We start from the raw sequence: 23,471 nt of genomic DNA, 5'->3' as shown, positions 1-23,471 counted from the left end.
ACGATTCCCGGCTTGTCAGGGTTGGCGCTGTGGGTTGGCTACAACCTGCTCGACCCGAAGCCCTCGCTGTTTGGGGTGGACGGAATTTCGACTAGTGCTCAGTCGTTTTTAATAATGGCCGTTCCATTCTTGATTGGAGCACTTGCATCGGTGGCGATGGGCTCACCTGGGGCGCATCTCGACCGGCGCGCAGTTGGGGTGGGCATTGTTCTAGACGGACAATCCATTTCACTTCGGCAGTTTGTTTGCCACCTACTCGGCTACCTCTCGTTCTTAGGCTTGGTAGCGTTCCTGGTGATCACGGTCGCAACTTTTGCTCGGCTAACCGCTATCGCTATGTTCGCCGGCACTGGGCCTCGTCGCAGGAACCGATCTGTTTGCATGTCAGCCGCGGTTCGCACGAATAGCCGCTCTGCGCGACCAGCTTGCGGCCGATGATGCCAAGCGGCTGGCTCGACGGCGCTGCACCGTCCGCGTGTGCCGCGCGCCAATCCCATGGCGCCTGAAATGCCCCGGCCCGCAGCCCGACTTTGGCCGCCTTTGCCTTCGCCTGTTGCGCGGCATAGGCGCCGTGGCTGTAGCGGGGCCAGTCCAGCGCCTGGCCGTGCTCCACCATCCAAGCGGCGACGCTGGTGCCATCTGCGCGCTGGCAGTCGCCGACAAAGCGGCCATAGCGGTCCCAATCGACGAAGGTGCATGCGACCGGCCTCAAGGCAGCCAAGAACGTGTCAAGCGCTTCGTTCGATCGCCGGCCGCAAGGATATTCGAAGCCCTTGGCGTCGTCGCAATATTGCCCGCTCTCAGGCGCGTCGATGCCGTTGAAGCGGATGCGCTGTCCGTGGATCTCGATCGTGTCGCCGTCAATGACGGAGGCGACGCCGGCAATCGGCGCTGGAGATGCGCCGAGTAATTTTGGCCGACTGAGCTTGGTCACCTGGTCGCCGTGCTGCATGACGAACTGCGTGATCAAGGCTGCAATGGCTGCGACCGTGATGACGACGACGCGCTTCGGCACACTGGCCAAAAGGATTGCGCGCCGGCGCCAGGCCCCGGTGCGCTTTCGCCACTGATCAGACCGATTGTCGTGCCGTGATCTGTCCATGGGCGCCCCTACGCCGACCAGCCCGGCCATGCCGTGTCGATCATCGGCATCCCGGCGCAGTAGTAGTCGTCCACAAACCGGCCGGTAGCTCTGTCTCGACAGCGCCAGATCAGATTGTGGCCTTGGCCATAGAACTGGTCCCAGGCGATGCCGTAAACAGGGCGAGGTGCGTAATATCCGCCGCCGCCATTGTTAGCGGCAACTGCAACCGCAGCGCCTCCGACCGCAGCCACCGCTATGCCAGTCGCAACCGCATTGTCCGCCTGGACAAGGCGCATGCACTTCTCGGCCGTTGCACCGCGCTTTACTAGAAGCGCGGCAGCCCGAATTCGGTACTGTTCATAAGTGCTCGCAGCCAATTCGTGACACAATGTCACCGTGCTCTTCGCCGTCAATTCGCTGTCGGAAACACTGTATGTAGAGTTGCAACCGCTTAATAGCGTCACAATCGCCAGAAGTGATGTTCTGTTCATTTGTTTTCCCCCAGCAAATACTGGAGCAATGTGGCGGAGAGAGTCCAGCGGTTTGTTTCTCAACGCGCTAGCAAAACCAACCGCCTGATCGTGCCGGTCCGACGCGAAATTCAGGATGGTCTTTACGATCTCGCGGGGCAGGTCGACGACGCGCTGACGAGCAGGCCCCCGGAGCAGAACCGACGATTGCCTTTAAACAGCGCGGAGCCTATTGTGCCTTCGGCTAGACTTCAAACCTCTGGCCGCCCATTCTCGATTTCAACCCGTCGGCTCGCGCTGGCGGGTTTTTTTGTTTCCCCCTTGGGAACTCTCTGAACGTAGGCTAGTTGGCAGAAGTCAGCTTGCAAAAGCTGGTGACCGGCCCTCCGGTCGGCCCGCGTGCATCCCGCCAGATTGTGCGCGGGCCATCCTACGCTGCTTGATCTAGCGACTCCAGAACCATCGCCCCGCTGGCTCCCGGCCCGCGCGGGTCTTTTTGTTGCCGATGTGTGGCTGCCATGCGCTTGACATCGGGAGGCCATTCGACAGATTGGCGACGAGGGAAAAGCTAGGGGTTCCAAATGAAAAAGACATACGAGAAGCCTGTGCTGGCTAAGCGTGAACGGCTGTCCAGCGTAACTGCGATTGCAGTCAATTCTCAGGGCACTCCACAGGGCGGTCTCTGACAGCGTAAAGCACCATTCTGCCCGCTGCCGAGAGGTGGCGGGCTTTTTCCGTTTCGGGAACCATTTCAGCGCAAGTGACCTGCCCCTGACCTGTCATCCAGCTGCGATTAGAGTCTCGACCGTTTTTGTTACGCCATGTGGCGCGGGTTGAGCAACCGGCGGAGGCGCGGAGCCTTCCATCAGCACAGCGTCGGAGCCGGTTGCGGTGATGACCTCGGCATAGGCTGCCGGGGTCTGGTAGCCGAGCGAGGAATGCGGCCTCGCGGTGTTGAAGTCCTCCCTCCATTCGGCGATGGCGCTGCGGGCGTGGTCGAGACCGAAGAACAGGCTCTCGTTCAACAGCTCATCGCGCATCCGGCCGTTGAAACTCTCGACATAGCCATTCTGCATCGGCTTGCCCGGCGCGATGTAGTGCCATTCGATTCTGTGATCCTTCGACCAAGCGAGGATGGCGTTCGAGGTGAACTCGGTGCCGTGGTCGGAGACGATCATGCCCGGCTTGCCGCGCTGGGTGATCAGTTCCGTCAGTTCACGCGCAACCCGACGGCCGGAGATCGAGGTGTCCGGGATCGCCGCCAGGCATTCGCGTGTCACGTCGTCGACGATGTTGAGCACGCGAAACCTGCGGCCGCAGGCGAACTGGTCATGCACGAAATCCAGCGACCAGCGCGCGTTCGGCTTTGCCTCGACCAGGATCGGCGCCCGCGTGCCGACTGCTCGCCGTCTTGCCCGGCGCTTGCGCACCGTCAGACCTTCCTCGCGATAGAGACGGTAGATACGGTTGACCCCAGATGCCTCGCCCTCGCGCCTGAGCAGGATGAACAGCCGCCGGTAGCCAAAGCGTCGGCGCTCGTTGGCGAGGTCGCGCAACCTGCCACGCAGCTCCGTCTCTGGCGGTCGCCTTGACCGGTAGCGGATCATCTTGCGATCGGCGCCGACGAAGGAACAGGCCCGACGCTCCGACAAGCCCATGACGGCCTGCAGATGCGCGACGGCTTCGCGCTTGGCGGCGGGCCCTACCATTTTTTTGACAGAAGCTCGCGCAATGCCGAGGCTTCCAGCATCTGGTCGGCGAGCAGCTTCTTCAGCTTGGCGTTCTCGTCTTCCAGAGCCTTCAGCCGCTTGGCGTCCGAGACGTCCATCCCGCCATACTTGGCCTTCCAGTTATACAGCGTCGCCTCAGAGACCCCGTGCTTGCGGGCAAGATCGCCCGCCTTCGCACCCGCCTCGTGCTCGCGAAGAACCGCAATGATCTGCTCTTCCGTAAACCGCTTTCTCTTCATCAGTCCGTCCTTCGATCAAGGGCCGGACTCTAATCTCAGATGGAGGAAATTCTCAGTGGCAGGTCACAAGCTAATTGAATCGAGGGTTTTGCGGGTTCTCTGGGCATGCGTTTGAAATTTGTCGAGCCGGTCATGCCGACCTTGGTGGAGAAGCCACCCGAGGGAGCTGACTGGATTCACGAGATCAAATTCGACGGCTACCGCTCGCAGATCATTCTCGACCACGATGTCCGCATCTTCACCCGAAACGGCGTGGACTGGACGGCGAAATACCGCGACCTTGCCGGCGCGGCCAAGCGCCTCGGCCTGGATAATGCCATCATCGACGGCGAGATCGTGGTGCTAAACGAGGCCGGCCTGTCTGACTTCGGCGCGCTACGCAAGGCCATCACCGGGCGTCAGTATGACCTCTATTTCGTCGCCTTCGACCTGCTTCACCTGAATGGCCATGATCTGCGCGACATGGCTCTGGAGGACCGTCGCGAGATCCTTGAAGGCATCATCCAACCGGACAGCCACATACAATTCAGCCAGGCGCTGCCCGGCGATGCCAAGGCGATATTCGACCTGATCGACAAAGCCGGTATCGAGGGGATGGTTTCGAAGCGGCGCGACAGCAAGTACCGCAGTGGCCGATCGACGAACTGGTTGAAGACTAAGAGCTACGCTGTCGAGGAGTACGATCTGCTTGGTGTCGAACGAGAGCCAGGCAAGCCGGCCTTCGCCCTGATGGCGGATCGCAAGACCGGGAAATATGTCGGGTCCGCCTTCATCAACTCCAGCCGCGTCATTCGAGAACGGCTATGGAAGCGCGTGCAGGAGCATGCCGGTCCGGCGCCTAAGGGGATGAAACGTCCCGCGACGGAGTGGGTCAAACCTGGGCTCATCGGACGTGTGAAGCACTTGCGCGGCGAGGAGGATTTGCGGCACGCTTCCCTTCAAGACTTCCGAGAGGACGGGGCCATCTGAGCTGGAAGACGTGGAGGCGGAGGCAGGTGGTAGGGGAGTTGCCGGGGCCCGGCGTGCCGTCCTATGATCCGAGACGGGGTAGGATACAGTGGCGCCAAGGTTCATAGCAAAACAGCTCTCTCAGCCCACCGGAATCGGCGGCTGGCTAGTCCGGGCTGGCATGAACCGTGGCAATGCGCGGCTGAACAGCTACGCGTTCGATCAATTGCAACTGGTTCCGGAAGATCGTGTCATGGAGGTCGGATTCGGCGGCGCAGGGGTAATCCCCAGACTTCTCCGAAGTGCGGCATTCGTCTGCGGTGTTGATCGCTCAAAGGATGTCGTGGAAGCGGCCGACCGCCGGTTCGCCGATGCGGTGCGCGCGGGCCGTGCCGAGTTCCGAACCGGGACAGTCGAGAGCCTGCCGTTGCCGGATGCCACATTCGACAAGGGCCTCAGCGTCCACACAGTCTACTTCTGGCAAAGCCTGAGAGCTGGATCTGCGGAGTTTGCGCGCGTACTCGCGCCGGGCGGGCGAGTCGTGCTTGGCTTTCTTCCGAAGGTGCATATGGATCGGATGAATATGCCGGGCGACATCTTCACGCCACGCGAGCCGGATGAGGTTATAGCCGCCTTGCAAGATGCAGGCTTCGGCGACACTGAGATTCGGAGACCGAGCCTAGAGACTGCGTGGCTCGTCGCGACAGGCGTGCGCGGTTGAGTTATTTTCATCTCAGCGGCTAGACTTACCAGAGCCTCGTCGGTCTCCGGGCCTTGGGATGGCTGTAGGTCATCTTATCACTCCATGTCCGGCACATCGCCGCTGACAAACAGCGTCGTTGTCGGCCCGTAGTCACCAAGCGCTGGATCGGCCTCGCGGCTCCAGGCAATGACACCGACGTGCTTTCCCGCCAAAGCCCTGGCGGTACGGATCACCCGGTCCTCGCTTTGCTGGTCGACAGGACCGAAGGCCGTGAACATCTCCCCATCCTCGCCGCAGTCGAATGCAACGACAACGATCAGCTTCGGTTTCTTCTGGCTGGGCAGAATGTGATCTGACATCAGAGATACCCTTCGCCATCCGCCCGATGCTCAAAGCAGAACCAGTGCGACGGTCGGCGCGGCTTCGCGAAACCCCAGCCCGCGTCCTTGCCGCAACCGGCATGCTCGCATACGTGCCCAAGGACGCCGCCATGACCGCGCGCCGCTGGCGTCATTCCCTCGGCAAGCGTGGCTGGTTCGTCGCTCACCCGTTTCGCCGCGGCATTGGCCGCTCGATCGCCTGTAGCCGCTCCTCGAGGTGCCCGTTCAATACCATCATCTCCTTGAGGGCTTTCATCACGTTGCCGTTGTGCAGGGCGACGAACTTGACGGCTGCGGCCTGTAAAGCGGCCTCCTGACGGCTGTCGAGCGTGACAATGTGATCCATGGCTTGCCTCCTTAGAACAGCGTGCCTTGCGTCGGCACCTGTTGCGGAAACTTGATTTGGGTCGCCGGCTTCTCCACGATTACCAGCGCATTATCCGGCGCGGAGCGCTGAAGCTTCTTTGCCTCCGACCACGGCGCCGTAAGCCATGTCTCGATTTCATCCTCGGTGGTCAGGATGACCGGCATGGCTTTTTCATGGATCGGAGCAATGAGCGCGTTCGGTTTCGTGGTCATGAAGCCGTAAAGCTCGAAGTCGCCTGGCCCGTCCTTGACCTTGCGCACACCTTGCCATTGCGTCCAGAGGCCGGCGAAGAAGAACAGCGGCCGCTCCTCGCCGCGCGCAAACCAGAAATTGCGCTGAATTCCGGTTTCAGGGTCCTTGTCTCCTGGCGTCGGGGAAGGCTCGGCGAAGCTGGTGACCGGAACGACGCAGCGGTGCTCAACCCCGACATACTGCTGCCAGTGGCCATATTGCGGGTTGCGAATGTTGGTGGTGCCGTAATCCGCTTTGCCCTTTACCCGTTCAGCCGGCGTCGGCATGCCCCAAAGGAGGTTTGCAAGCTCGCGCTCGCCATCCTGCCCATTGCGCACCACCGGGCCGGGTTGATTGGGGTAGAGGTCCAGCGACGGCACGAGGTTGCCGATGATGTCCCGCAAGGTGCGGGTCATCTGCCGTATCGCTTCCTGGCTGGTGGTGATGTTGTAGAGGTTGCACATCTCGTTGCCCCTAGTTAGCCGCAGCCTTCATGCTCTCTCGCAGATAGATATCGATCTGCTCACGCATGGCATCGGGCTGCTCGGCCTGAGTGACAATGGTCGACTTCATGGCGTGTCTCCATTTTGATCGCAGTGAACAAAAAGAGAACTCTTGAGTCAATAGGCTCTTGACCGGGAAGGAATATGTTCCTCTTTTAGGGCATGCCAGAGCAACCAGACAAATGGCCCAAAGGCCAACCGTGGACATTGATGCATGCCCACAATGCCGGGCAGGCGGCCAAGGTGCGCTGCGGCCTTTGCAGCGTCACGCGCTTTTACAAGCCGGCGGAATTACGTGAGGTCTACGGCAACGTCACCATCCGCGAGATCGGCCAGAAAATGCGTTGCATGAAGTGCGACAAGGGAGAGTACATGGATGCTGATCTGCTCGTTCCGCTCGGCGCCGAGGCAATCTCGATCAAATATCGGCGCCTGGTTCGGATCGAATTCTTGCGTCACATCGTGTGGCGAGACGAGCCGTGAACAGCCCGCTCGGGTCTATGGCCAACTGGATATGACAGCCGCAAGACCGCTAAGTACGACAGATACTGCTGTCCAAAACGCAGCGGTTTTTTTGAGAGAGGCGGATTCGCGAGCGGCCTGCATGATTCCGACAATCCAGCTGTTCGGGTCGCCCCCAGGCGGCTCAATGACGCCCATCTGTTGCCATAGCGGCGTGATTTCCACCTTGCTTGCCTGGTACCATTTCCAGGCAGCAAACAGGCCGCTTGCAGTGCCAGTAGTGCTAGTGCGAAGCTGGCAGACATGATCTCGCCCCCTTCTCGGTTCGACGATAGCGCGTCAGACATCGGCGCTTCATGGCTCAGTTGTCGACCTCGTTGCCGTCGTCATCTTCATCGGATCCTCGATTGGGATTTTCGACGTAGGCTTCGCATCCCTCAATGAAGGACTGACTATTGCCGGAACAGTCTGACGTGTCGCTCACCCCATTCTGCTGAGCCCAGTCGTAGCCGGCCTTATGGCCTGAACAATCTTCGGTGCAGTCGTACGTGACCTTGCCATTCGGCAACTCGCCGTCCGCCCGCCTGACGTCGGCCAGCGCATCGATCGTCTGGTCGACACCCTCCTTAAGGTTGGCCAAATCGTTTTGAAGTTGCGTGCTCGCGATGGGCGGTTTTTGTGGCGAAGGGATTTAGGGTGCACCAGAACGTCGCTTCCACGATTGCATCGAAAGGGCCGAGCAGCGCTCCGCACACAGATATCTCAGATGCTGGTTGGAAGTCCGTTGCCGTTAGCCCCGGCGATGTTCCGAAGCGGTTGGTGCAGAGGCCCGAGTTCTGCGCGGTCCCGGCACCGAGAGTCTACTCGACTTGCACACGGAAAACTAGGCCAGTAAGAGCGTGAACCGCCCCGGGTTTTCCGGAGGCCGTTTCGTTTGAGTCACGCGGCCATGGCTGGTTCATCCAGCATGGCGTAGTAGCGTTCCTCGGCTTCGGCCGGCGGGATGTTGCCGATGGGCTCCAATAGCCGGCGATTGTTGAACCAGTCGACCCATTCGAGCGTGGCGAACTCGACGGCCTCGAATGAGCGCCAGGGTCCGCGTCGATGGATCACCTCGGCCTTGTAAAGACCGTTGATCGTTTCGGCGAAAGCATTGTCGTAAGAGTCGCCGACACTGCCCACCGAAGGTTCGACGCCGGCCTCCGCCAGGCGCTCGGTGTATCTGATAGAGACGTATTGGCTGCCTCTATCGCTATGATGCACGAGCCCGCCGCGGTGGATCGGCCGCCGATCATGAAGTGCCTGTTCCAGTCCGGCTCACCCGCCAGCCAACGATCCTTCGCGCATAGGTGTCGATGACAAAGGCGACATAAACGAAGCCCGCCCAGGTCGCGACGTAGGTGAAGTCGGAGACCCACAGCATGTTCGGCGCCGGGGCATGGAACTGGCGATTAACGTGATCGAGAGGGCAAGGTGCGGCCTTGTCGCTCACCGTGGTGCGGATCGGCTTGCCGCGGATGATGCCTTCGAGGCCCATGGCCTTCATCAGGCGTGCAACCGTGCAGCGGGCGACGTCGAAGCCCTCGCGCTGCAACTGCCGCCAGACCTTGCGAACGCCGTAGACGCGGAAGTTGGCCTCGAACACGCGTCGGACCTCATCCCTCAAAGCCTCGTCCCGCTTCGCCCGAGCCGACAGCAGGGAGGGATCGACGCGCTTGGCGACATGGTCGTGGTAGGTCGACGGGGCGATCGGCAGCACCTTGCAGATCGGCTCGACCCCATGCGCCTGGCGGTGATCGTCGATGAACGCGATCATGGCTTGAACCGGCGGTCGAGCTCCGCCTGGGCAAAATACGCGGAAGCCTTGCGAAGGATTTCGTTGGCCTGGCGAAGCTCGCGGTTCTCGCGTTCCAAAGCCTTGAGTTTCGTCGCCACATCCGTAGGCACACCGGCTCGCACGCCACTGTCGCGCTCGGCCTTCTTCACCCACTCATGCAGCGTCTGCGCCGTGCAGCCGATCTTGGCGGCGATCGACGAGACCGCCGCCCACCGCGAGGCATGCTCGCCTTCGTGATCTAGAACCAGCCGCACCGCACGGGTCCGGACTTCGGGAGAGAACTTGTTGGTCGTCTTGCTTGTCATGGCTCCACCTTCTCAGGAGTTGGAGCCTCCGATCAACCCGGGGCGGTTCAGAGCGCCGCGAGGGTTGCGCTGAGATGCCGGAGCAGTTCGCCGGAACCTGCTCTCGAAAAACATCACCCCACGCTTGGCCCATGCCTCGCGCTTTGCGGTGTCTTTCGTCTCATTGATTGCGACCAGTGCGCCGGCCAGTTCGTCGGTGCTAAGCTGATCGGCGCCGGTGGCGATCACCAGTTCGCCAAGTTGCTGCACCTTTCGCGTTTTGAGCTCTCGCGCTTTGTCTTCCAGTGCCTTCAGTTCAGCGTCAAAATCCCGTGGTTGTCTAATCGCTTTCATCTGGTCAACTCCATTTCTAGTCGGGCGATGGATTGCACCGCCGCAGGTTGGAACGAAGAATGGGCATGCCCGCAATGGCCGCTTTCACACGAGTCTTATGCGAGTGCCGGGAGCAGGGTTGTCTCCGCGATCGGCATTTTGCCGTCGCATTATGGGTCTTCGCAGGCGAGGCCTTCCTGTGTTTGCGCCGCAATCTCCGTAGAGCTGCAATCACGAGAACGGAATGGTCTGACCCACGTCCCGGCGGGGACGCCTCGGCGCGCTAGAATGACGACGCGCTGAGAGTGTAGAACTGAGTTGCCTAGGCTAGGCGCTGGCCCCAGCCGATCGGTTGAAAGCTTCTCCTGACTTAAGCATCGCGTGCATGATGACTGACAGTTTACGCGCCACCGCGATCGCTGCGCGCTTGAAGCCCAGGCGCTCGCGTAGCTGGCGTCCCCAGGTCTTGAGGCTGCTCTCGTTCTTGGCGCCGGTTCGGGTGAGGATCACCAGCGCTGCTTCATAAAGCAAGCTGCGTAGGCGTTTGTCACCTCGTCGTGAGATGTGGCCGTCATAGTCGACCTCACCGGACTGGTAACGCCGTGTGGTCAGGCCCAGCCAAGCGCCCACCGCGCGTGACTTTCGGAAATTGTCGGGGTCTTCAATCGCTGCGACATAGGAAATAGCCGTCACCGCACCAATGCCGGGGACAGTCATCAGCAACTGAGCCCGCTGACTTTTGCGCACCATCGCAATTAGCTGATGATCGAGATCGGCCGCGCGCTTGCGAACGTCGCGCCAGGCTTCGAGCAGCGGCAGCATGATCCGAGCCAGACCTTCTTCGCCGTCCAGAAGGTGCCGGACATTGTTTTCGAACGCGCCTCCTTTGCCCCGCGGAACAATGAGCCCGAACGTCTTCATTGTTCCGCGTGTCTGGTTGCCAAGTTGCGTCGAGATGAGGATGAATTGATTGCGTGCCGCCACCAGCGTGCGGATCAACATCGTGTCGTACGACTTGACTCGCACCGCTTTGAAGAAGCCGGCTTCGGCAAGCCGGGCTAACCCATCCGCGTCATTGGCATCGGTCTTGTTGAGCGTTTCGCCCAGCACCTTCTGCGCATGGCGCGCTTCGATGCAGATCGCAGGCAGACCTTTAGCCGCCAACGTGTGATAGAACCAAGTTGCCGATGGCCCTGTCTCGAAGACGACGCGGCTGGCGTGCGGTGCATGCTTGCGGATCACTTGCGCCAGTATCTGAGGGTCAGAAGGACATTTTCCACGCCAAATCCGCTCACCATCCTGGCGGATCGAAATTGCGGTGTCTTTCAAGGAAACATCAAGGCCGACATACTGCTCCATGGTTGCTCTCCGTCCGATATTTGGGCCCGGCGCCAATCGTGGGACCGCTTCCGATTCTATCGAGGAGCAACCACCTTCACCATCCGCCGTCCCGACGGAATGGATCGTGAGTCGCGCCGCGATTAGCCCATGTTTGCGCATGGCTGTCTCCATTGATTGTTGATGCCGCGATGATAGGCGAGCGTCCGCCGGAAGGCTTCAGGGTTGCCGAGACAGCCCGGGACGGGCTGGTCCATCCAGAGAATTTTTCGAGGGAGGGCGCGCTTATACGTCGTGCCGACGTGGGCTTTGCCGTGCAAATGATCTGGTCGCGATGGCGATCTATCATCTTCACGTCAAGGTCATTGGCCGCAAGGCCGGGAGCAGTGCTGTGGCGTCGGCCGCCTACCGCTCGGCCTCGCGGTTGCGCGACGAGCGCATTGATCGTGTGCAGGATTTTTCCAGCAAGCGCGGCGTGGTGCATTCCGAGGTTCTGCTGCCGGAAAATGCTCCGCAAGCCTGGAGCGACCGCGAACGGCTGTGGAACGATGTAGAGGCGTTCGAGGTGCGCAAGGATGCTCAGCTTGCCCGGGAGGTGGAGTTTGCCCTTCCACGCGAACTGAGCCAGGCGCACGGCATCGAACTGGCGCGAGACTTTGTACAAGTCGAGTTTGTCAGCAAGGGCATGGTCGCCGATCTCAATGTGCATTGGGACAGGGAGAGGATGGCAGCCCCAAGCCGCATGCCCATGTCATGCTCACCATGCGATCCGTGGACGAGAACGGTTTTGGCGCGAAAGTGCGCGACTGGAACCAGACCGAGCTGGTCGAGCGCTGGCGTGAGCGATGGGCCGAGTTTGTCAATGAGCGCCTAGCCGAACTCGACATCGACGCCTGCATTGATCATCGCAGTCTGGAAGCGCAGGGCATCTTACTGGAGCCGCAAACCCAGATTGGTGCACCGGCCCAGCGCATCGAGGGCGACATTGAAGCAGATCGCGCCGAACTGCATCGCGAGATCGCGCGCAACAATGGCGCGCGCATCATTGCCGATCCATCCGTGGCGCTGGATGCCATCACGCATCAGCAATCGACCTTCACGAGAAAAGACATTGCAAAATTCTCGCATCGCCACAGCGACGGAATGGAGCAGTTCGATGCGGTGGTGGCAGCCATCAGCAACGCGCCCGATCTGGTCGAACTCGGCAAGGATGGACGCGGCGAAGATCGCTTCACCACCCGGCAGATGATCGAGACCGAACAGCGCTTGCATCACGCGGCGGAACGCATGGCCGGGGAGGAGCGTCATGCGGTGAGTGACGCACAGCGAGAGGCAGCTTTGGCGCGTGCCAAGCAGCGCGGGCTTATCCTCTCGGGCGAGCAGACCGATGCGATGGATCACATTACCGATGGCCGCGGTCTTGGTATCGTTGTCGGCTTTGCCGGCACGGGAAAGAGCGCCATGCTGGGCGTTGCGCGCCAGGCATGGGCAGCAGCAGGCTACGAGGTTCGAGGCGCGGCACTCTCAGGCATCGCGGCAGAGAATCTCGAAAGCGGATCGGGTATCCCGTCTCGCACCATCGCCAGCATGGAACATGGCTGGGGACAGGGGCGCGATCTGCTCACCGCGCGTGATGTCGTGGTGATCGACGAGGCCGGCATGGTCGGCACGCGCCAGTTGGAGCGCGTGCTCTCCCATGCCGCCAACGTTGGCGCGAAAGTCGTCCTCGTCGGCGATCCGCAGCAGTTGCAGGCGATCGAAGCCGGCGCTGCATTCCGCTCCATCCACGAACGCCACGGTGGCGTCGAGATCGGCGAAGTCCGCCGGCAGCGCGAGGAATGGCAGCGGGACGCAACGCGTGACCTAGCGACAGGCAGGATCGGTGCAGCGATCAGCGCTTATGACACGCAAGGCATGGTGCATCAGGCTGCGTCGCGCAATGACGCACGCAGCGATCTGGTCGAGCGCTGGGATCGCGACAGACAGGCGCAGCCACAGGCAAGCCGGATCATTCTCACCCATACAAACGACGAAGTGCTCGCGCTCAACCAGGCAGCGCGCGAGCGCATGCGCGCTGCCGGCGATCTCGGCGAAGAAGTGCAGGTGGATGTCGAACGCGGGATGAGAAGTTTCGCCAGCGGCGACCGCATCATGTTCCTGCGCAACGAGCGCGGACTCGGCGTCAAGAACGGAACGCTCGGCATCGTGGAGGAAGTCAGCACACAAAGCATGGTAGTGCGTACAGACGACGGCAGGTCGGTGCGCTTTGACCTGAAAGATTACGCACACATCGACCACGGCTATGCCGCGACCATTCACAAGGCGCAGGGCATGACCGTCGAGCGGACCCATGTGCTCGCTACGCCGGGCATGGATTCGCACGGCAGCTACGTCGCCCTGTCGCGTCATCGAAACGGGATGGACCTGCATTACGGCAGCGACGACTTCGCCACACGCGACCGGCTGATCCGGACGCTGTCACGCGACCGCGCCAAGGACATGGCGTCGGATTACGAGCAAGTTGACCCGGCGCAGAATTATGCCGAGCGGCGCGGTATTACTTTCCGCGAGCGTTTAGTCGAGATCGTGCGCCGGATCGTGCCGGAGAAGCTGCGCGAGAGGATCGGCGGCCTGCTGGACGGGTTGCGCTCGCCCGGAGACGTCGAGCCCGGCCAGGACCGTGGCCGCAGGCCGGGAAGGGAAAATGGTGAAGGTCGAACCGGTGATGCCGGCCCTGCGCCTGGGAGAGAAATTTCCGCCAGGGGAGCGCAACGCGAAACGGACGCGCCGTTGGACTCGGAAGCGGCGTTGCGCAGCGCGCGCACCAAGGCGCTTGTTCGTCACGCGCGCGCGCTCGACACGATCCTGGGCACTGGAAACGCAGACGGACAGGGCAGCCCCGAGCAGACGCGTGAATTGAGGGATGCCCGCGGTGCGTTCGAGAAAGTTCGGCCGCATGGTTGGCGCGATGCCGAAGCGGCCTATGTCAAGAACCCTGAACTCGTCCGTGAGGCCGGCGCCGGTCGGGTCAATCGGGTCGTGCTGGCTCTCCAGCTTGAGACGGAAATCCGCACCGGACTGGATACCGATCCGGGCCGCCGCGCCGACCGCTTCGTGGAACGCTGGCAGAAGCTCGACCGCACGGGCCAGCATCAATACCAGGCCGGCGACATGTCCGGCTACAAGTCAACGCGCTCGGCCATGTCCGATATGGCCAAGAGCCTCGAACGTGATCCGCAGCTCGAATCCCTGCTCGCAAATCATAAGAAGGCGCTTGGCATTCATACCGATTCCGGCCGCCGCCTCGGCGCGGAACTCGCATTCAGCTATGGCATCGGCAGGGGACGTGGGATCGGGATCTGAACACGTCCGATTCGCCGCCGTTTCCACGCCGCAGGCGGACGAGGCGACAAATTTGATTGCGTCCAGCATCGGTTCGTCCTGTCTGTCCCATTAGATATCGACAAAAGCCAGTGAGGAGCAGGCGAACCATGTCCGAGCCGGATCGCAGGAAACGCGTCCAGAGCGCCTTCCAACGCTGGCGCCTGCTGCATCTCATCGTAGGTCAGATTTTCCAGGTCGGCCCGATATTTGCAACCTTTTAGGCGCAGCGGGTCTTTCGTATCCAGACAGAACCGGGCAAGCGAGTTCAGGCGCTGCTTGCCATCGATTACCGCGAAACGGCCCGGTTGCGTTTCTGCAAGGACGATCTGGGGGACCGGAAGCCGTAGGAACAGACTCTCGATAAACTTGGACATCTTGTCCGTCGTCCATGCGATGCGCCGCTGGTAATTGGGCTGGAGGTCGATTTTCTTCCGCTTCAACAGGTCGATCAGAACTCCAATGGTCCAGTCGGTGGGTTCAACCACCATTTCCTGGAAGTCTTTGGGTTTGATATTGAGGTCGTCTTCGCTGACCTCGCCTACGCTGCTGAACAGATCGTCGTTGTCGTCCATGCGTCCCTCCGCGTTGGCCGTAGCCTAGCGATATTATACGCAGAGTCATCGGCCTGAATGTCGAATTGGATTGGTATGACCAAGCCACAGTTATTGAACCGCGGGCATTGCCAGATAGCTTACTATGACTTGGGCAATGCCTACGAGAATGAGAACCCCTTCAAGGCGGCAAGGATGTCCTGAAGCTGGGCATTCTGCTTGATCTCCTCTCCTCGAGTTCATATGCAATCAGCCCAGATATGCCGCTGGGCGACAGTCGGTAGTTACCGGCTTCCTGGACCAGCTCCCGAGATTCCACCAAAGACGCAAGAATGAGGCCGTAGTAGTTTGTGGTGGCCTCCCGCTCCGGGTGCCGAAAGCTACGGAGGGGATAGAGTTTCCAAATTAAGTCTGTTCGATCGGATGTGAAGCGGCTTTTCTCGATCGTGTTCGAGACGAAGTAGCGGAGGACATCAATGCGCCTCTGCCGCACTAGGGGCTTACGGTTGAACCGTGCCTGTGCCCACCGGTCCCTCAGATTGTAAGTCCAAAAATATAACGTCCAATGACGCAAAAAAAAGCGCCAAGCTTTCGTCGTGACGATTTGATGACCCTTGAAATAGTGCTCCGCCTTGAAGCCAAAATCTTGCAGAGACCGGCGAAGGACTGAACATGGAAAGGCGCTGCCGGTTGACTCGTTGTAGTAGTGTCCGGCCGCCGCTTGGCGGCCGAGCACAGGCTAATTGTTCCGCTTAAGCATTTCGACCCAAAATCGGTATTGCTTTTCGTCGGCTGCGCACCAAGCCGCATATGCGGCCCAAGCGGCGTATGCGTTCCGTTGATCGGCAATATGCTCAAGGTCGGCAAGCACTGAGCGAATATGAGGACCCGGGAACTCTGCAATGTCGGTATTGTCCTCGCACTCTCCGAGGATCATTTTCAGCTTCCCGACGATGCCGCTAACTGTCAAAGCAGGTGTGAGAGGCAAAGAATCAAGAAGCGTCTGCTCAACGTCGGCAGCCAAATTCTCTTCCCTGATCGCATCCGTGTGACGATCTCGAAGGTCGTGATCGCGACCGTCAACTGCGTCAGCCAAGCGAATTTCATGCTGTTGCTGCTGGATGCACAATGCTTGAGTCTTCGCGTGTGCTTCAGTCCATTTGATCGCGAGCATCACCGCAGGGTCGCGAGACGTGTCTCGGAGACCTTCCATTGATGATAATGTCTGACTCTTGATTTCGTCCCCCCGCGTGACGAAAGGCAAAGTCGTGCTATTGTCGGAATCAGCCATGATCCGAGCTCCACCCAGCTTGGGTTTGGTCAGGTTAGTCAGAGCGTTACAGCGCTCGGGCTAATCATTGCACGTGCAAGGAAAGTGCACTGCACGTGCGCCTTAAAACACATTTGCGATTGAAGCGCAAGACTGCGACTGGATGACAAAAAAGAAACCCTTCACCACCCGGATGGACCCGGCCATTTTGGAGCTAGCGGAGCGGCTGGCGGCGCTCGACCGCCGGTCGGTGACGGCGGTGATCGAGCTAGCGCTAATCGACTATGCCGAGCGGCGCGGGCTAGCAGTCGAGAAGAAAACGGGGAACAGTGAGCCAGGCAGCTAGGCCGCTCACGCTACTACATCCAGCAGGTTACGGGATATTCTAACGCCATGAGAATGCCGGGGCCTTCTGCCAGAGTCCAAGCCCCAGCCGATCCCAATTGCTGCTATCGCAATTGCACCGCCGGTCGCGATTCGACGTAATGCAGCCGCATTAGATGTACTAACAATTGCAACTGCGATCTGCTACTTTCACGCTTTCACGCATTAGTCTTGCCCCGTTTTGTGCTTTTGTGCTACCTATTGTGCTACAAAGGGTCAGGACATGGGACGACGCCGAGAAGAGCAAGACCCAGACCGCTTCCTTCGAATGCGGGGCAGTCATTTTCACTATTGCCGGCGCGTTCCAAAGGCACTCCGTGAGCTCGACGAGCGTGGTGAATTCGTGCGTCGCGCCCTGGACACTATCGACCGTTCAAAGGCGCGTACCGCGCGCGACCTTCACGAGGCTGCCGATAACGCACTTTGGTCCTCACTCATGCTGGGAGATAATCCACAGGCCGCACGTGTTCCCCGTCAGCACCTGTGTCCCAGATTTGAGGTTGTGAATTAAGGAGGGTTTTGGTCTCGTCAGCTGACGAAGGAACCAAGATGAACCCTAGATCCTCAAGTGCCAAAAAGCCTGCCGAGCAGGTTGTGAAGGACATCCGCCGGGCGACCCGACGGCACTTTTCAGCGGAAGACAAGATCCGGATCGTGCTGGACGGTTTGCGCGGCGAAGACAGCATCGCCGAGCTGTGCCGCAAGGAAGGCATCGCGCAGAGCCTGTATTACACCTGGTCGAAAGAGTTCATGGAGGCCGGCAAGCGCCGCCTGGCTGGCGATACGGCGCGTGCTGCCACCAGCGATGAGGTCAAGGACCTGCGCCGCGAAGCCAGCGCGTTGAAGGAATGCGTTGCCGACCTGACGCTGGAAAACCGCCTGCTCAAAAAAAGCATGATCGCAGATGGGGACGAGCAAGAATGAGATATCCCGCATTCGAAAAGCTCGAGATCATCAGGCTCGTCGAGCAGTCGCACCTGCCCACCCGCAAAACGCTGGACCGGCTGGGGGTCCCACGACGGACCTTCTATCGCTGGTATGACCGCTATCTCGGTGGCGGCCCTGAGGCGCTGGAAGATCGACCATCGGCGCCGAGCCGCGTGTGGAACCGCATCCCGCCTGCCATCCATGACCAGATCATCGAACTGGCGCTGGAGCAGTCCGAGCTCAGCCCGCGCGAACTGGCGGTGCGGTTCACCGACGAGAAGCGCTACTTCGTGTCGGAAGCCAGTGTTTACCGGCTGCTCAAGGCCTACGATCTGATCACCAGCCCGGCCTATGTGGTGATCAAGGCGGCGAACGAGTTCCACACCAAAACCACTCGGCCCAACGAGATGTGGCAGACCGATTTTACCTACTTCAAGATCATCGGTTGGGGCTGGATGTATCTGTCAACCGTGCTCGACGATTACTCCCGCTACATCATCGCCTGGAAGCTGTGCAGCACCATGCGGGCGCAGGACGTCACCGACACGCTGGATCTGGCGTTGGCCGCCTCAGGCTGCGATCAGGCCCATGTCCGCCACAAGCCACGTCTGTTGAGCGACAATGGCCCCAGCTATATCGCCGGCGAACTGGCCGATTATATCGAGGCCCAACGCATGAGCCATGTTCGGGGCGCCCCGATGCATCCCCAAACCCAGGGCAAGATCGAGCGCTGGCACCAGACCCTCAAGAACCGGATCCTGCTGGAAAACTACTTCCTGCCCGGCGACCTCGAAGCCCAGATCGCAGCCTTCATCGAGCATTACAACCATCGGCGCTACCACGAGAGCCTCGACAACGTGACCCCAGCCGACGCCTACTTCGGCAGGGCCCAGACCATCATCAAACAGCGCGAAAGGATCAAACGGCAAACCATCCAACATCGGCGCTTGCAGCACCGCAAGATCGCCGCATAACATCAACCCCAAGATGAGGCCGACACTCCGCTAAGCTACGCCGCAAACTGAGCCGAATGTTCTGACGACGGACAGCCGCACGTATTTTATACCAGCGAGCGGTCAAGCGCGCTGAGGCGTTGGGGTTCGTTTATCGGCCGCTCGCGGATATCCTTGTTGCCGAGCCGCTGGATACGATCCTGCAACGGGTAGAAGCAACGTTCGGAAAGCCTCCCACTTCGCCCGTCGTCGATGCTGTGACTGGAAGCGCTTCCCCGCCTGACGACAAGATTTCGGAGGCGCTGAAGCTCTATTTCAACGATATCGCCCGGGACGACCTCCGCACAAAAAGCCCTGATCAGCGAAAACGATGGAAAGCAAAACGCCAAATGAGCGTGGATGTCTTCATCTCTCTCGTAGGCGACAAGCCAATGGGTGAGGTCACACGCGACGACGCGCGAGTTATCCATAAATATTGGCTGGATCGGATTGCCCCCGAGAAGGGTAGGGCTGATCGTTCGGCATCGACCGGCAATCGGAACATGGGCAACCTCCGGATCCTGTACGCCGATTACTACCGTCATCTCGGTTTTCCGGAGCAGAAGAACCCTTTCGCTGACTTGTCATTCAGCGACAAGTCCAAGCGGTCGCGGCCTCCATTTCCGACCGACTGGATTCGCGACAAGATATTTGCACCAGGGGCGCTGGCGAAGCTCAATGACGAAGCGCGGGGCATTGTGCTTGCATTGGCAGAGACAGGCGCTAGGCCAAGCGAACTCGCGAACCTCCACGCAGGTGTCATCCATCTTGATCATGAAGTGCCGCATATTTCGGTCCAGCCGCGTGACGATCCTGACGACCCGCGCGAGATCAAGACCGCATCATCCGTGCGCAAGGTGCCCCTGATCGGCGTCGCGCTTGATGTGTTCAGGAAGCACCCACAGGGCTTCCCGCGTTACAAGGATCGTGAGGCGGCCTTGTCAGCGCTGCTCAATAATCACTTCAAGACCCACAAACTGTTCCCAACTGACAAACATACTTTCTACTCGCTACGCCACTCTTTCGAGGACCGCATGAAGAACGCGAGATTGGACGAGGAACTGCGGCGCATGCTGATGGGCCATACGATTAATAGGCCGAAATATGGCGAAGGCGGTGATATGAAGATGTGGCAGGAAGAGCTTATGAAGATCGCGCTGCCGTTTGATCCCGCGATCGTCTAGCGGGCTGCCGCCCCGCGGCTGGGCAGACCTGTTTCGACTGATGATCCTGGAGCGCCGGTTGAACATGATCGTATAATGGCAGCCACCCCTCGCCCTGTTTCCCACGGGCAACGATGATATTGGCTATACGATCGAGCGCGCGCTCGATACGTTCTGCAGTGGGTGGCCGAGGAGCGCAAGCGTGTCGCCTCACGGCTCGTTCTTTCGGAACATCCAAAAACCCAGCATGCTTTCTGGGTAATCGAGCTTTGATCAGGAAGGGACGGCGTGCCTACGGCTTGCGCGGCAAATGGCTGCAGAGGCGTGTTTTTAGGACCGATCGCCGCTTCTGGATCCATCGGCGCATCGGGTCGCCCGACAAGCCCCTACCAGAGGCTTGTATGCCGGGCGTGGCTCTTCTCGGCCTGCGCCCGTGGTCCTGGCCCAGGCTCGGCCTCTCCGGGCGCGCAGTCAGTCGAGCAACCCGCCGATCCTGTCACGCAGCTTTGTTGTACCCCAGACAGCTGGCTCGCAGGGCTTCATCATTCTTCATAAACAGAGAGGTGTGCGTCGCCGCCATAACTTCGATCATTGCCGGGGCAATCACTCGGCGGCCCTCGACCAACGATTTCCGGGCTAAGTCCACCAGCCGGTGTGCTTCAATAAGTGGAAGCGCCGCGCGCTCAGCTGTCCTCTGATCAGCCGCCTGCAAAATCGAACCCTCATTTTTGAAGCGACCGGAGTTCCTGTTCACGCACCATTCAGTCGCCTCCGGCCAGGGCAGGGGAAGGGTTGGCCAGCTATGTCGTCGGGGAGTTGAAACCAAACTCCAACCGATTTGCTCGACGTTGAACGTATTTCATGCGCGTCATTTACGCTCCGTCAGTAGCGCGCGCCAGCAGCAAACGTGCGGATCGGACTTCAGCCTTTAAGCAATATCAGGCACTTGCTTGAGGGGTGGCGCACCCGACAGGAAGCGGCGCCGGTACGGTTCCAATCTGGAGAGATCAGTCCGGCGCCCGCGAACCTCATCAATCGCGATTTCCAGGCAGCGGCCACGAACGAGAAGTCGTTGACCGACATCACAGAATTTATCCGGGCCGACTATCGCCCATCATCGACTGCTTGCGCGAATGCCTTCGAATGCGGAGCGGGGCTGGGCATTCGCCGGGTAGGTCGACGCGCGGGCATTGTTCAGAGTCACGATAAATGCTCACTCCCTGGACTGCGAGGACTTGCCGGATGCCAGCGCGGCACGCTGTTCATCCTTGCCCGGTTTCTTTCAACGCGTGGCGACACGGCGAAAGACAACCACATAACCATATACTGTTTAAGCTTAAAATAATTTGGTTTCGCGCTTGCAGTTGCCGAAAATTCTGGAAATACTCACCAAACGAGTGCGAAGAGCGCCATTTTGTCGAAAATAGAACAGCGGATCACAGATAAAAGCACCCAGTCCGCGAATAAACAGTATACAGATTGGTTGAAAATCGGCAGGAGAGGCGATGGTTTCGCAAACGGCGATACGGCCTAGTGGCAATGGCAGTCTGCGCGTCCGAGTCTATGACGAAATCCGCGCCCGCATCCACGGCGGCTTGCTTGGCCAGGACGAGAAGCTCGTCGATGTCGATATCGCCAATCGGCTTGGCGTGTCGCGCATGCCGGTTCGTGAGGCGCTTTTGCAGCTGACCCATGAAGGCTATCTGGTCGGCACGACGCGTGGCTTCATGCTGCCGCGCCTTACAGCAACGGATGTCGCAAATATTTTCGAAGTACGCCGCTGCCTTGAGCCCCGTGCGGCGGCGCATGCGGCGCGCGACATCGACGAAGAGGGCATGAGGCGGCTGGCCGAGGCTCTCGATGATGCCGAACAGGCCGCCTCGACGGGCGACGCGGAATTGCTGTTTCAGGCGAATGTGCGTTTTCGCAGCTGCTGGCTGGAGGCCGTCAGGAACGACCGGTTGGCATCGGCCATCTCGCGCTTTGCCGACCACGTCCAGGTGGTGCGGCTGGGAACACTGACGCACTTGCCGACCCAGGCTGTCGTGGTCGCCGGCATGCGCAAGCTGCACGAAGCCTTCGTGCGTCGCGATCCGATGGCTGCATTCGACCACATGACCCGCTTTATCGAGACCGCGGAGGAGCGCTTCGTGGTGCTTACGCAAGCGCTGGAAGCATCCGCCATGGAAAACCGGACCGCCGGACAGGGACGTACATGATGATGAGACCCCACCCACTCAAAGGCCCCAACAAGTTCAAGCTCGGCGTCTTCTCGATGAATGCCGATGGCGGCTTGGCGATGACCACCGTGCCCGAACGTTGGCGCGCCCGCTGGGATGACAATTTGCATGCCGCACGCATCGCCGACAGCGCCGGCATGGAGTTCCTGCTGCCGATCGCGCGTTGGCGCGGTTTCGGGGGTGTGACGCGGGCGCGCGAATGGTCGTTCGAGACGTTCACCTGGGCAGCGGGCCTTGCCGGCGCGACCAGCGACATCGCCCTGTTCATGACCGTGCATGTGCCGCTGGTCCATCCTCTGCAGGCCGCCAAGGCGCTGGCGACGGTCGACCACATTTCGGGCGGACGGGCCGGCCTCAACATCGTTTGCGGCTGGAATCCCGACGAATTCGCCATGTTCGGTCAGAAGGTCGGCGATCGGACTTACGATCAAGCCGAGGAATGGATCACCATCATCGAACGCGCCTACGCCTCCCAGGAGCCGTTCGATTTCGCCGGCGATTTTTATGACCTGAAGGGGGTCGTCAGCAAACCGGCCAGCCTGCAGGCGCCGCGCCCGGTGACGATGAACGCCGCCTTTGGCGCCCCCGGCCGCAACTTCGCGGCGCGCCATTGCGATTTCCTGTTCTCGACATTCTCGGAGATCGAGGACGGCAACGCCCACGTCCTCGACATCCGCAAACGCTCGGCCGAGGTCGGCCGCGATGTCGGCATCTATACGGTCTGCCATGTTGTCTGCCGCGAAACGCAAGCCGAGGCTGACGACTACTATCGCCACTATGCAGTCGAGCAGGCCGACCAGGGCGCCGTCGACGAGCACATGAGCAAGAAGAAGGAATTCGCCAATTCGCACGACGATAAGGCGTTCCTGCAGTACCGCCAGCGTTTCGCCGGCGGCGCCGGTACCTATCCGCTGATCGGCACGCCGGAAAAGATCGTCGACGACCTCATCCGCATCATGGATCAAGGCTATTCGGGTGCCGGGCTCAGCTTCACCAACTACACCTACGAGTTGCCATTCTTCTGCGACCGCGTGCTGCCGCTGATGCGCCAGGCCGGCCTCAGGGTGACCTGATGAATGCTGTCGCCTCCCAGGTGCCGCGCGTGGCTGGCATGCCTCGCGCCGTCGATCCGCGTGGCTTCAAGCAAGGCATGCGGGCGCTGGCCGGCGCCGTGGCAATCCTGGCCACTGAAGATCAGGAGCATGGCTGCTGCGGATTGACGGCGACAGCGATCTGTTCACTCAGCGCCGAGCCGCCCTGCCTGCTGGTCTGCCTCAATCAGAAAAGCTCGATGGCCGCGATCATTCGCCAGGGCACGCCCTTCTCGATCAATTTGCCGGCTCATGATCAGGAGCATGTGGCGCGCGCCTTTGGCGGCATGACCATCGCCAAGGGCGTTGCACGGTTTTCGGCCGGTTCATGGGTGCGCGGTGAAAGCGGCGCGCCAAGGCTGGTGGGCGCACGCGCTGTCTTCGAATGTCTGGTGGACGACGTCATTGCGCGAGCCTCGCACGTCATCGTCATCGGATTGGTCCTGGCCGTCGCCCTCGATCGCGAGAGCCGCGATCCGCTCCTCTACGCGGATGGCCGTTTTGCCACTGTGCGCACCGCTTAGAGGAGTTCAAAAATGTCCGAATTGCTTTCCAGCAAA

The 23,471-nt window shown here is 60.3% G+C and carries 24 protein-coding genes, 2 pseudogenes and 1 other annotated feature; of the genes and pseudogenes, 11 read left to right on the top strand and 15 right to left on the bottom strand.

The features are described from left to right. Positions 1-334: 334 nt before the first annotated feature. The 4 genes from GA829_RS31105 to GA829_RS36940 form a co-directional block, all read right to left on the bottom strand. Positions 335-1,102, bottom strand: a complete 768-nt coding sequence (locus tag GA829_RS31105) for a thermonuclease family protein (RefSeq protein WP_195176361.1) — start codon at positions 1,100-1,102, stop codon at positions 335-337. Positions 1,103-1,110: 8 nt separating this feature from the next. Beyond that, positions 1,111-1,575: a hypothetical protein gene (locus tag GA829_RS31100; protein ID WP_195176360.1), complete on the bottom strand. Its 465-nt coding sequence runs from the start codon at positions 1,573-1,575 to the stop codon at positions 1,111-1,113. A 758-nt stretch (positions 1,576-2,333) separates the two neighbouring features. Beyond that, the gene (locus tag GA829_RS31095) at positions 2,334-3,287 is read right to left on the bottom strand and encodes an IS3 family transposase (protein ID WP_258052320.1); all 954 of its coding nucleotides are present in this window, start codon (positions 3,285-3,287) and stop codon (positions 2,334-2,336) included. Continuing rightward, complete coding sequence (locus GA829_RS36940) at positions 3,257-3,523, bottom strand: transposase (RefSeq protein WP_003603283.1); 267 nt, start codon at positions 3,521-3,523, stop codon at positions 3,257-3,259. Before GA829_RS36940 ends, GA829_RS31095 begins: the two co-directional genes overlap by 31 nt. 105 nt (positions 3,524-3,628) lie before the next feature. Between GA829_RS36940 and GA829_RS31090 the strand changes: the two genes are divergently transcribed. Further along, complete coding sequence (locus GA829_RS31090; RefSeq protein ID WP_195176358.1) at positions 3,629-4,492, top strand: ATP-dependent DNA ligase; 864 nt, start codon at positions 3,629-3,631, stop codon at positions 4,490-4,492. 160 nt (positions 4,493-4,652) lie between these two features. Then, entirely contained in the window at positions 4,653-5,192 is a 540-nt protein-coding gene (locus GA829_RS31085; protein WP_195176357.1) for a class I SAM-dependent methyltransferase, read from the top strand. 77 nt (positions 5,193-5,269) lie between these two features. On the opposite strand, the gene GA829_RS31080 is transcribed toward GA829_RS31085, so the two are convergent. The 4 genes from GA829_RS31080 to GA829_RS31065 are packed head-to-tail and all read right to left on the bottom strand — an operon-like array spanning position 5,270 to position 6,616. Further along, positions 5,270-5,533, bottom strand: coding sequence for a hypothetical protein (locus GA829_RS31080; RefSeq protein WP_195176356.1), 264 nt, complete (start codon positions 5,531-5,533; stop codon positions 5,270-5,272). Beyond that, positions 5,533-5,721 (bottom strand): hypothetical protein, encoded by a 189-nt coding sequence (locus GA829_RS31075; RefSeq protein WP_195179906.1) that lies wholly within the window; start codon positions 5,719-5,721, stop codon positions 5,533-5,535. The genes GA829_RS31080 and GA829_RS31075 overlap by 1 nt, the downstream gene beginning before the upstream one ends. After that, entirely contained in the window at positions 5,718-5,900 is a 183-nt protein-coding gene (locus GA829_RS31070; RefSeq protein WP_195176355.1) for a hypothetical protein, read from the bottom strand. Before GA829_RS31070 ends, GA829_RS31075 begins: the two co-directional genes overlap by 4 nt. 11 nt (positions 5,901-5,911) lie before the next feature. After that, positions 5,912-6,616 (bottom strand): SOS response-associated peptidase, encoded by a 705-nt coding sequence (locus tag GA829_RS31065; RefSeq protein ID WP_195176354.1) that lies wholly within the window; start codon positions 6,614-6,616, stop codon positions 5,912-5,914. Positions 6,617-6,865: 249 nt separating this feature from the next. Between GA829_RS31065 and GA829_RS31060 the strand changes: the two genes are divergently transcribed. Then, positions 6,866-7,138: a hypothetical protein gene (locus GA829_RS31060; protein ID WP_195176353.1), complete on the top strand. Its 273-nt coding sequence runs from the start codon at positions 6,866-6,868 to the stop codon at positions 7,136-7,138. 340 nt (positions 7,139-7,478) lie between these two features. On the opposite strand, the gene GA829_RS31055 is transcribed toward GA829_RS31060, so the two are convergent. From GA829_RS31055 to GA829_RS31040, 4 genes and pseudogenes are all read right to left on the bottom strand, one after another. Continuing rightward, on the bottom strand, positions 7,479-7,757 hold the full coding sequence (locus GA829_RS31055; protein WP_210337718.1) for a hypothetical protein: 279 nt from the start codon (positions 7,755-7,757) through the stop codon (positions 7,479-7,481). Between the two features lie 299 nt (positions 7,758-8,056). Next, a pseudogene (locus tag GA829_RS31050) lies at positions 8,057-9,259 on the bottom strand (IS3 family transposase). Beyond that, positions 8,859-8,975, bottom strand: a sequence feature (AL1L pseudoknot). It overlaps the preceding pseudogene by 117 nt. Before the next feature lie 12 nt (positions 9,260-9,271). Next, a complete protein-coding gene (traD, locus tag GA829_RS31045) occupies positions 9,272-9,583 on the bottom strand; it encodes a conjugal transfer protein TraD (RefSeq protein WP_210337854.1) in 312 nt (103 codons plus the stop codon). Positions 9,584-9,898: 315 nt separating this feature from the next. Further along, positions 9,899-10,930, bottom strand: coding sequence for an IS110 family RNA-guided transposase (locus tag GA829_RS31040; RefSeq protein WP_195176351.1), 1,032 nt, complete (start codon positions 10,928-10,930; stop codon positions 9,899-9,901). Positions 10,931-11,243: 313 nt separating this feature from the next. Here GA829_RS31040 and traA point away from each other — a divergent pair. Further along, positions 11,244-14,272: pseudogene (gene traA / locus GA829_RS31035) on the top strand (Ti-type conjugative transfer relaxase TraA). Here traA and GA829_RS31030 read toward each other — a convergent pair. Next, positions 14,236-14,865 (bottom strand): DUF262 domain-containing protein, encoded by a 630-nt coding sequence (locus GA829_RS31030; protein ID WP_195176350.1) that lies wholly within the window; start codon positions 14,863-14,865, stop codon positions 14,236-14,238. The pseudogene traA and the gene GA829_RS31030 sit on opposite strands and share 37 nt — an antisense overlap. A 718-nt stretch (positions 14,866-15,583) precedes the next feature. Next, positions 15,584-16,135, bottom strand: coding sequence for a hypothetical protein (locus GA829_RS31025; protein WP_195176349.1), 552 nt, complete (start codon positions 16,133-16,135; stop codon positions 15,584-15,586). 142 nt (positions 16,136-16,277) lie between these two features. Here GA829_RS31025 and GA829_RS31020 point away from each other — a divergent pair, with 142 nt between their 5' ends. From GA829_RS31020 to GA829_RS31010, 4 genes are all read left to right on the top strand, one after another. Then, positions 16,278-16,460 carry a type II toxin-antitoxin system antitoxin gene (locus tag GA829_RS31020; RefSeq protein WP_195176348.1) on the top strand — a complete coding sequence of 61 codons (183 nt, stop codon included), beginning with the start codon at positions 16,278-16,280 and terminating at the stop codon, positions 16,458-16,460. A 261-nt stretch (positions 16,461-16,721) separates the two neighbouring features. Next, the gene (locus tag GA829_RS37385) at positions 16,722-17,009 is read left to right on the top strand and encodes a DUF6538 domain-containing protein (RefSeq protein ID WP_308462309.1); all 288 of its coding nucleotides are present in this window, start codon (positions 16,722-16,724) and stop codon (positions 17,007-17,009) included. Between the two features lie 38 nt (positions 17,010-17,047). Next, positions 17,048-18,399, top strand: a protein-coding gene (locus GA829_RS31015; RefSeq protein ID WP_195176347.1) for an IS3 family transposase whose coding sequence is annotated in 2 segments (ribosomal slippage) — positions 17,048-17,384 and positions 17,384-18,399 — 1,353 coding nt in all. Because the reading frame shifts where the segments join, the coding sequence is not laid out codon by codon here. Between the two features lie 119 nt (positions 18,400-18,518). Further along, positions 18,519-19,601 carry a site-specific integrase gene (locus tag GA829_RS31010; protein WP_195176346.1) on the top strand — a complete coding sequence of 361 codons (1,083 nt, stop codon included), beginning with the start codon at positions 18,519-18,521 and terminating at the stop codon, positions 19,599-19,601. Between the two features lie 475 nt (positions 19,602-20,076). On the opposite strand, the gene GA829_RS31005 is transcribed toward GA829_RS31010, so the two are convergent. Continuing rightward, positions 20,077-20,334: a hypothetical protein gene (locus GA829_RS31005; RefSeq protein WP_195176345.1), complete on the bottom strand. Its 258-nt coding sequence runs from the start codon at positions 20,332-20,334 to the stop codon at positions 20,077-20,079. Positions 20,335-21,085: 751 nt separating this feature from the next. On the opposite strand from GA829_RS31005, the gene GA829_RS31000 reads away from it, so the two are divergent. Genes GA829_RS31000 through GA829_RS30990 form a run of 3 tightly spaced genes read left to right on the top strand, consistent with a single transcriptional unit; the run spans position 21,086 to position 23,435 of the window. Further along, entirely contained in the window at positions 21,086-21,799 is a 714-nt protein-coding gene (locus GA829_RS31000) for a GntR family transcriptional regulator (protein ID WP_195176344.1), read from the top strand. Then, positions 21,799-22,893 carry an LLM class flavin-dependent oxidoreductase gene (locus GA829_RS30995; RefSeq protein ID WP_195179877.1) on the top strand — a complete coding sequence of 365 codons (1,095 nt, stop codon included), beginning with the start codon at positions 21,799-21,801 and terminating at the stop codon, positions 22,891-22,893. The genes GA829_RS31000 and GA829_RS30995 overlap by 1 nt, the downstream gene beginning before the upstream one ends. Beyond that, complete coding sequence (locus tag GA829_RS30990; RefSeq protein WP_195176343.1) at positions 22,893-23,435, top strand: flavin reductase family protein; 543 nt, start codon at positions 22,893-22,895, stop codon at positions 23,433-23,435. The genes GA829_RS30995 and GA829_RS30990 overlap by 1 nt, the downstream gene beginning before the upstream one ends. Positions 23,436-23,471: the final 36 nt, after the last annotated feature.

This window comes from Mesorhizobium sp. INR15 (assembly GCF_015500075.1).
Classification (GTDB): Bacteria; Pseudomonadota; Alphaproteobacteria; order Rhizobiales; family Rhizobiaceae; genus Mesorhizobium.
This window is presented reverse-complemented; position numbering and strand designations above follow the sequence as displayed.

Coding starts and splice junctions, on each gene's coding strand:
- GA829_RS31080 (WP_195176356.1), bottom strand. CDS start 5,533: ATGTCAGATCACATTCTGCCCAGCCAGAAGAAACCGAAGCTGATCGTT.
- GA829_RS31085 (WP_195176357.1), top strand. CDS start 4,653: ATGAACCGTGGCAATGCGCGGCTGAACAGCTACGCGTTCGATCAATTG.
- GA829_RS31020 (WP_195176348.1), top strand. CDS start 16,278: ATGACAAAAAAGAAACCCTTCACCACCCGGATGGACCCGGCCATTTTG.
- GA829_RS31065 (WP_195176354.1), bottom strand. CDS start 6,616: ATGTGCAACCTCTACAACATCACCACCAGCCAGGAAGCGATACGGCAG.
- GA829_RS37385 (WP_308462309.1), top strand. CDS start 16,722: ATGGGACGACGCCGAGAAGAGCAAGACCCAGACCGCTTCCTTCGAATG.
- GA829_RS36940 (WP_003603283.1), bottom strand. CDS start 3,523: ATGAAGAGAAAGCGGTTTACGGAAGAGCAGATCATTGCGGTTCTTCGC.
- GA829_RS31100 (WP_195176360.1), bottom strand. CDS start 1,575: ATGAACAGAACATCACTTCTGGCGATTGTGACGCTATTAAGCGGTTGC.
- GA829_RS31060 (WP_195176353.1), top strand. CDS start 6,866: ATGCATGCCCACAATGCCGGGCAGGCGGCCAAGGTGCGCTGCGGCCTT.
- GA829_RS31000 (WP_195176344.1), top strand. CDS start 21,086: ATGGTTTCGCAAACGGCGATACGGCCTAGTGGCAATGGCAGTCTGCGC.
- GA829_RS31025 (WP_195176349.1), bottom strand. CDS start 16,135: ATGGCTGATTCCGACAATAGCACGACTTTGCCTTTCGTCACGCGGGGG.
- GA829_RS30995 (WP_195179877.1), top strand. CDS start 21,799: ATGATGAGACCCCACCCACTCAAAGGCCCCAACAAGTTCAAGCTCGGC.
- GA829_RS31105 (WP_195176361.1), bottom strand. CDS start 1,102: ATGGACAGATCACGGCACGACAATCGGTCTGATCAGTGGCGAAAGCGC.
- GA829_RS31090 (WP_195176358.1), top strand. CDS start 3,629: ATGCGTTTGAAATTTGTCGAGCCGGTCATGCCGACCTTGGTGGAGAAG.
- GA829_RS31040 (WP_195176351.1), bottom strand. CDS start 10,930: ATGGAGCAGTATGTCGGCCTTGATGTTTCCTTGAAAGACACCGCAATT.
- GA829_RS31030 (WP_195176350.1), bottom strand. CDS start 14,865: ATGGACGACAACGACGATCTGTTCAGCAGCGTAGGCGAGGTCAGCGAA.
- GA829_RS31070 (WP_195176355.1), bottom strand. CDS start 5,900: ATGGATCACATTGTCACGCTCGACAGCCGTCAGGAGGCCGCTTTACAG.
- GA829_RS30990 (WP_195176343.1), top strand. CDS start 22,893: ATGAATGCTGTCGCCTCCCAGGTGCCGCGCGTGGCTGGCATGCCTCGC.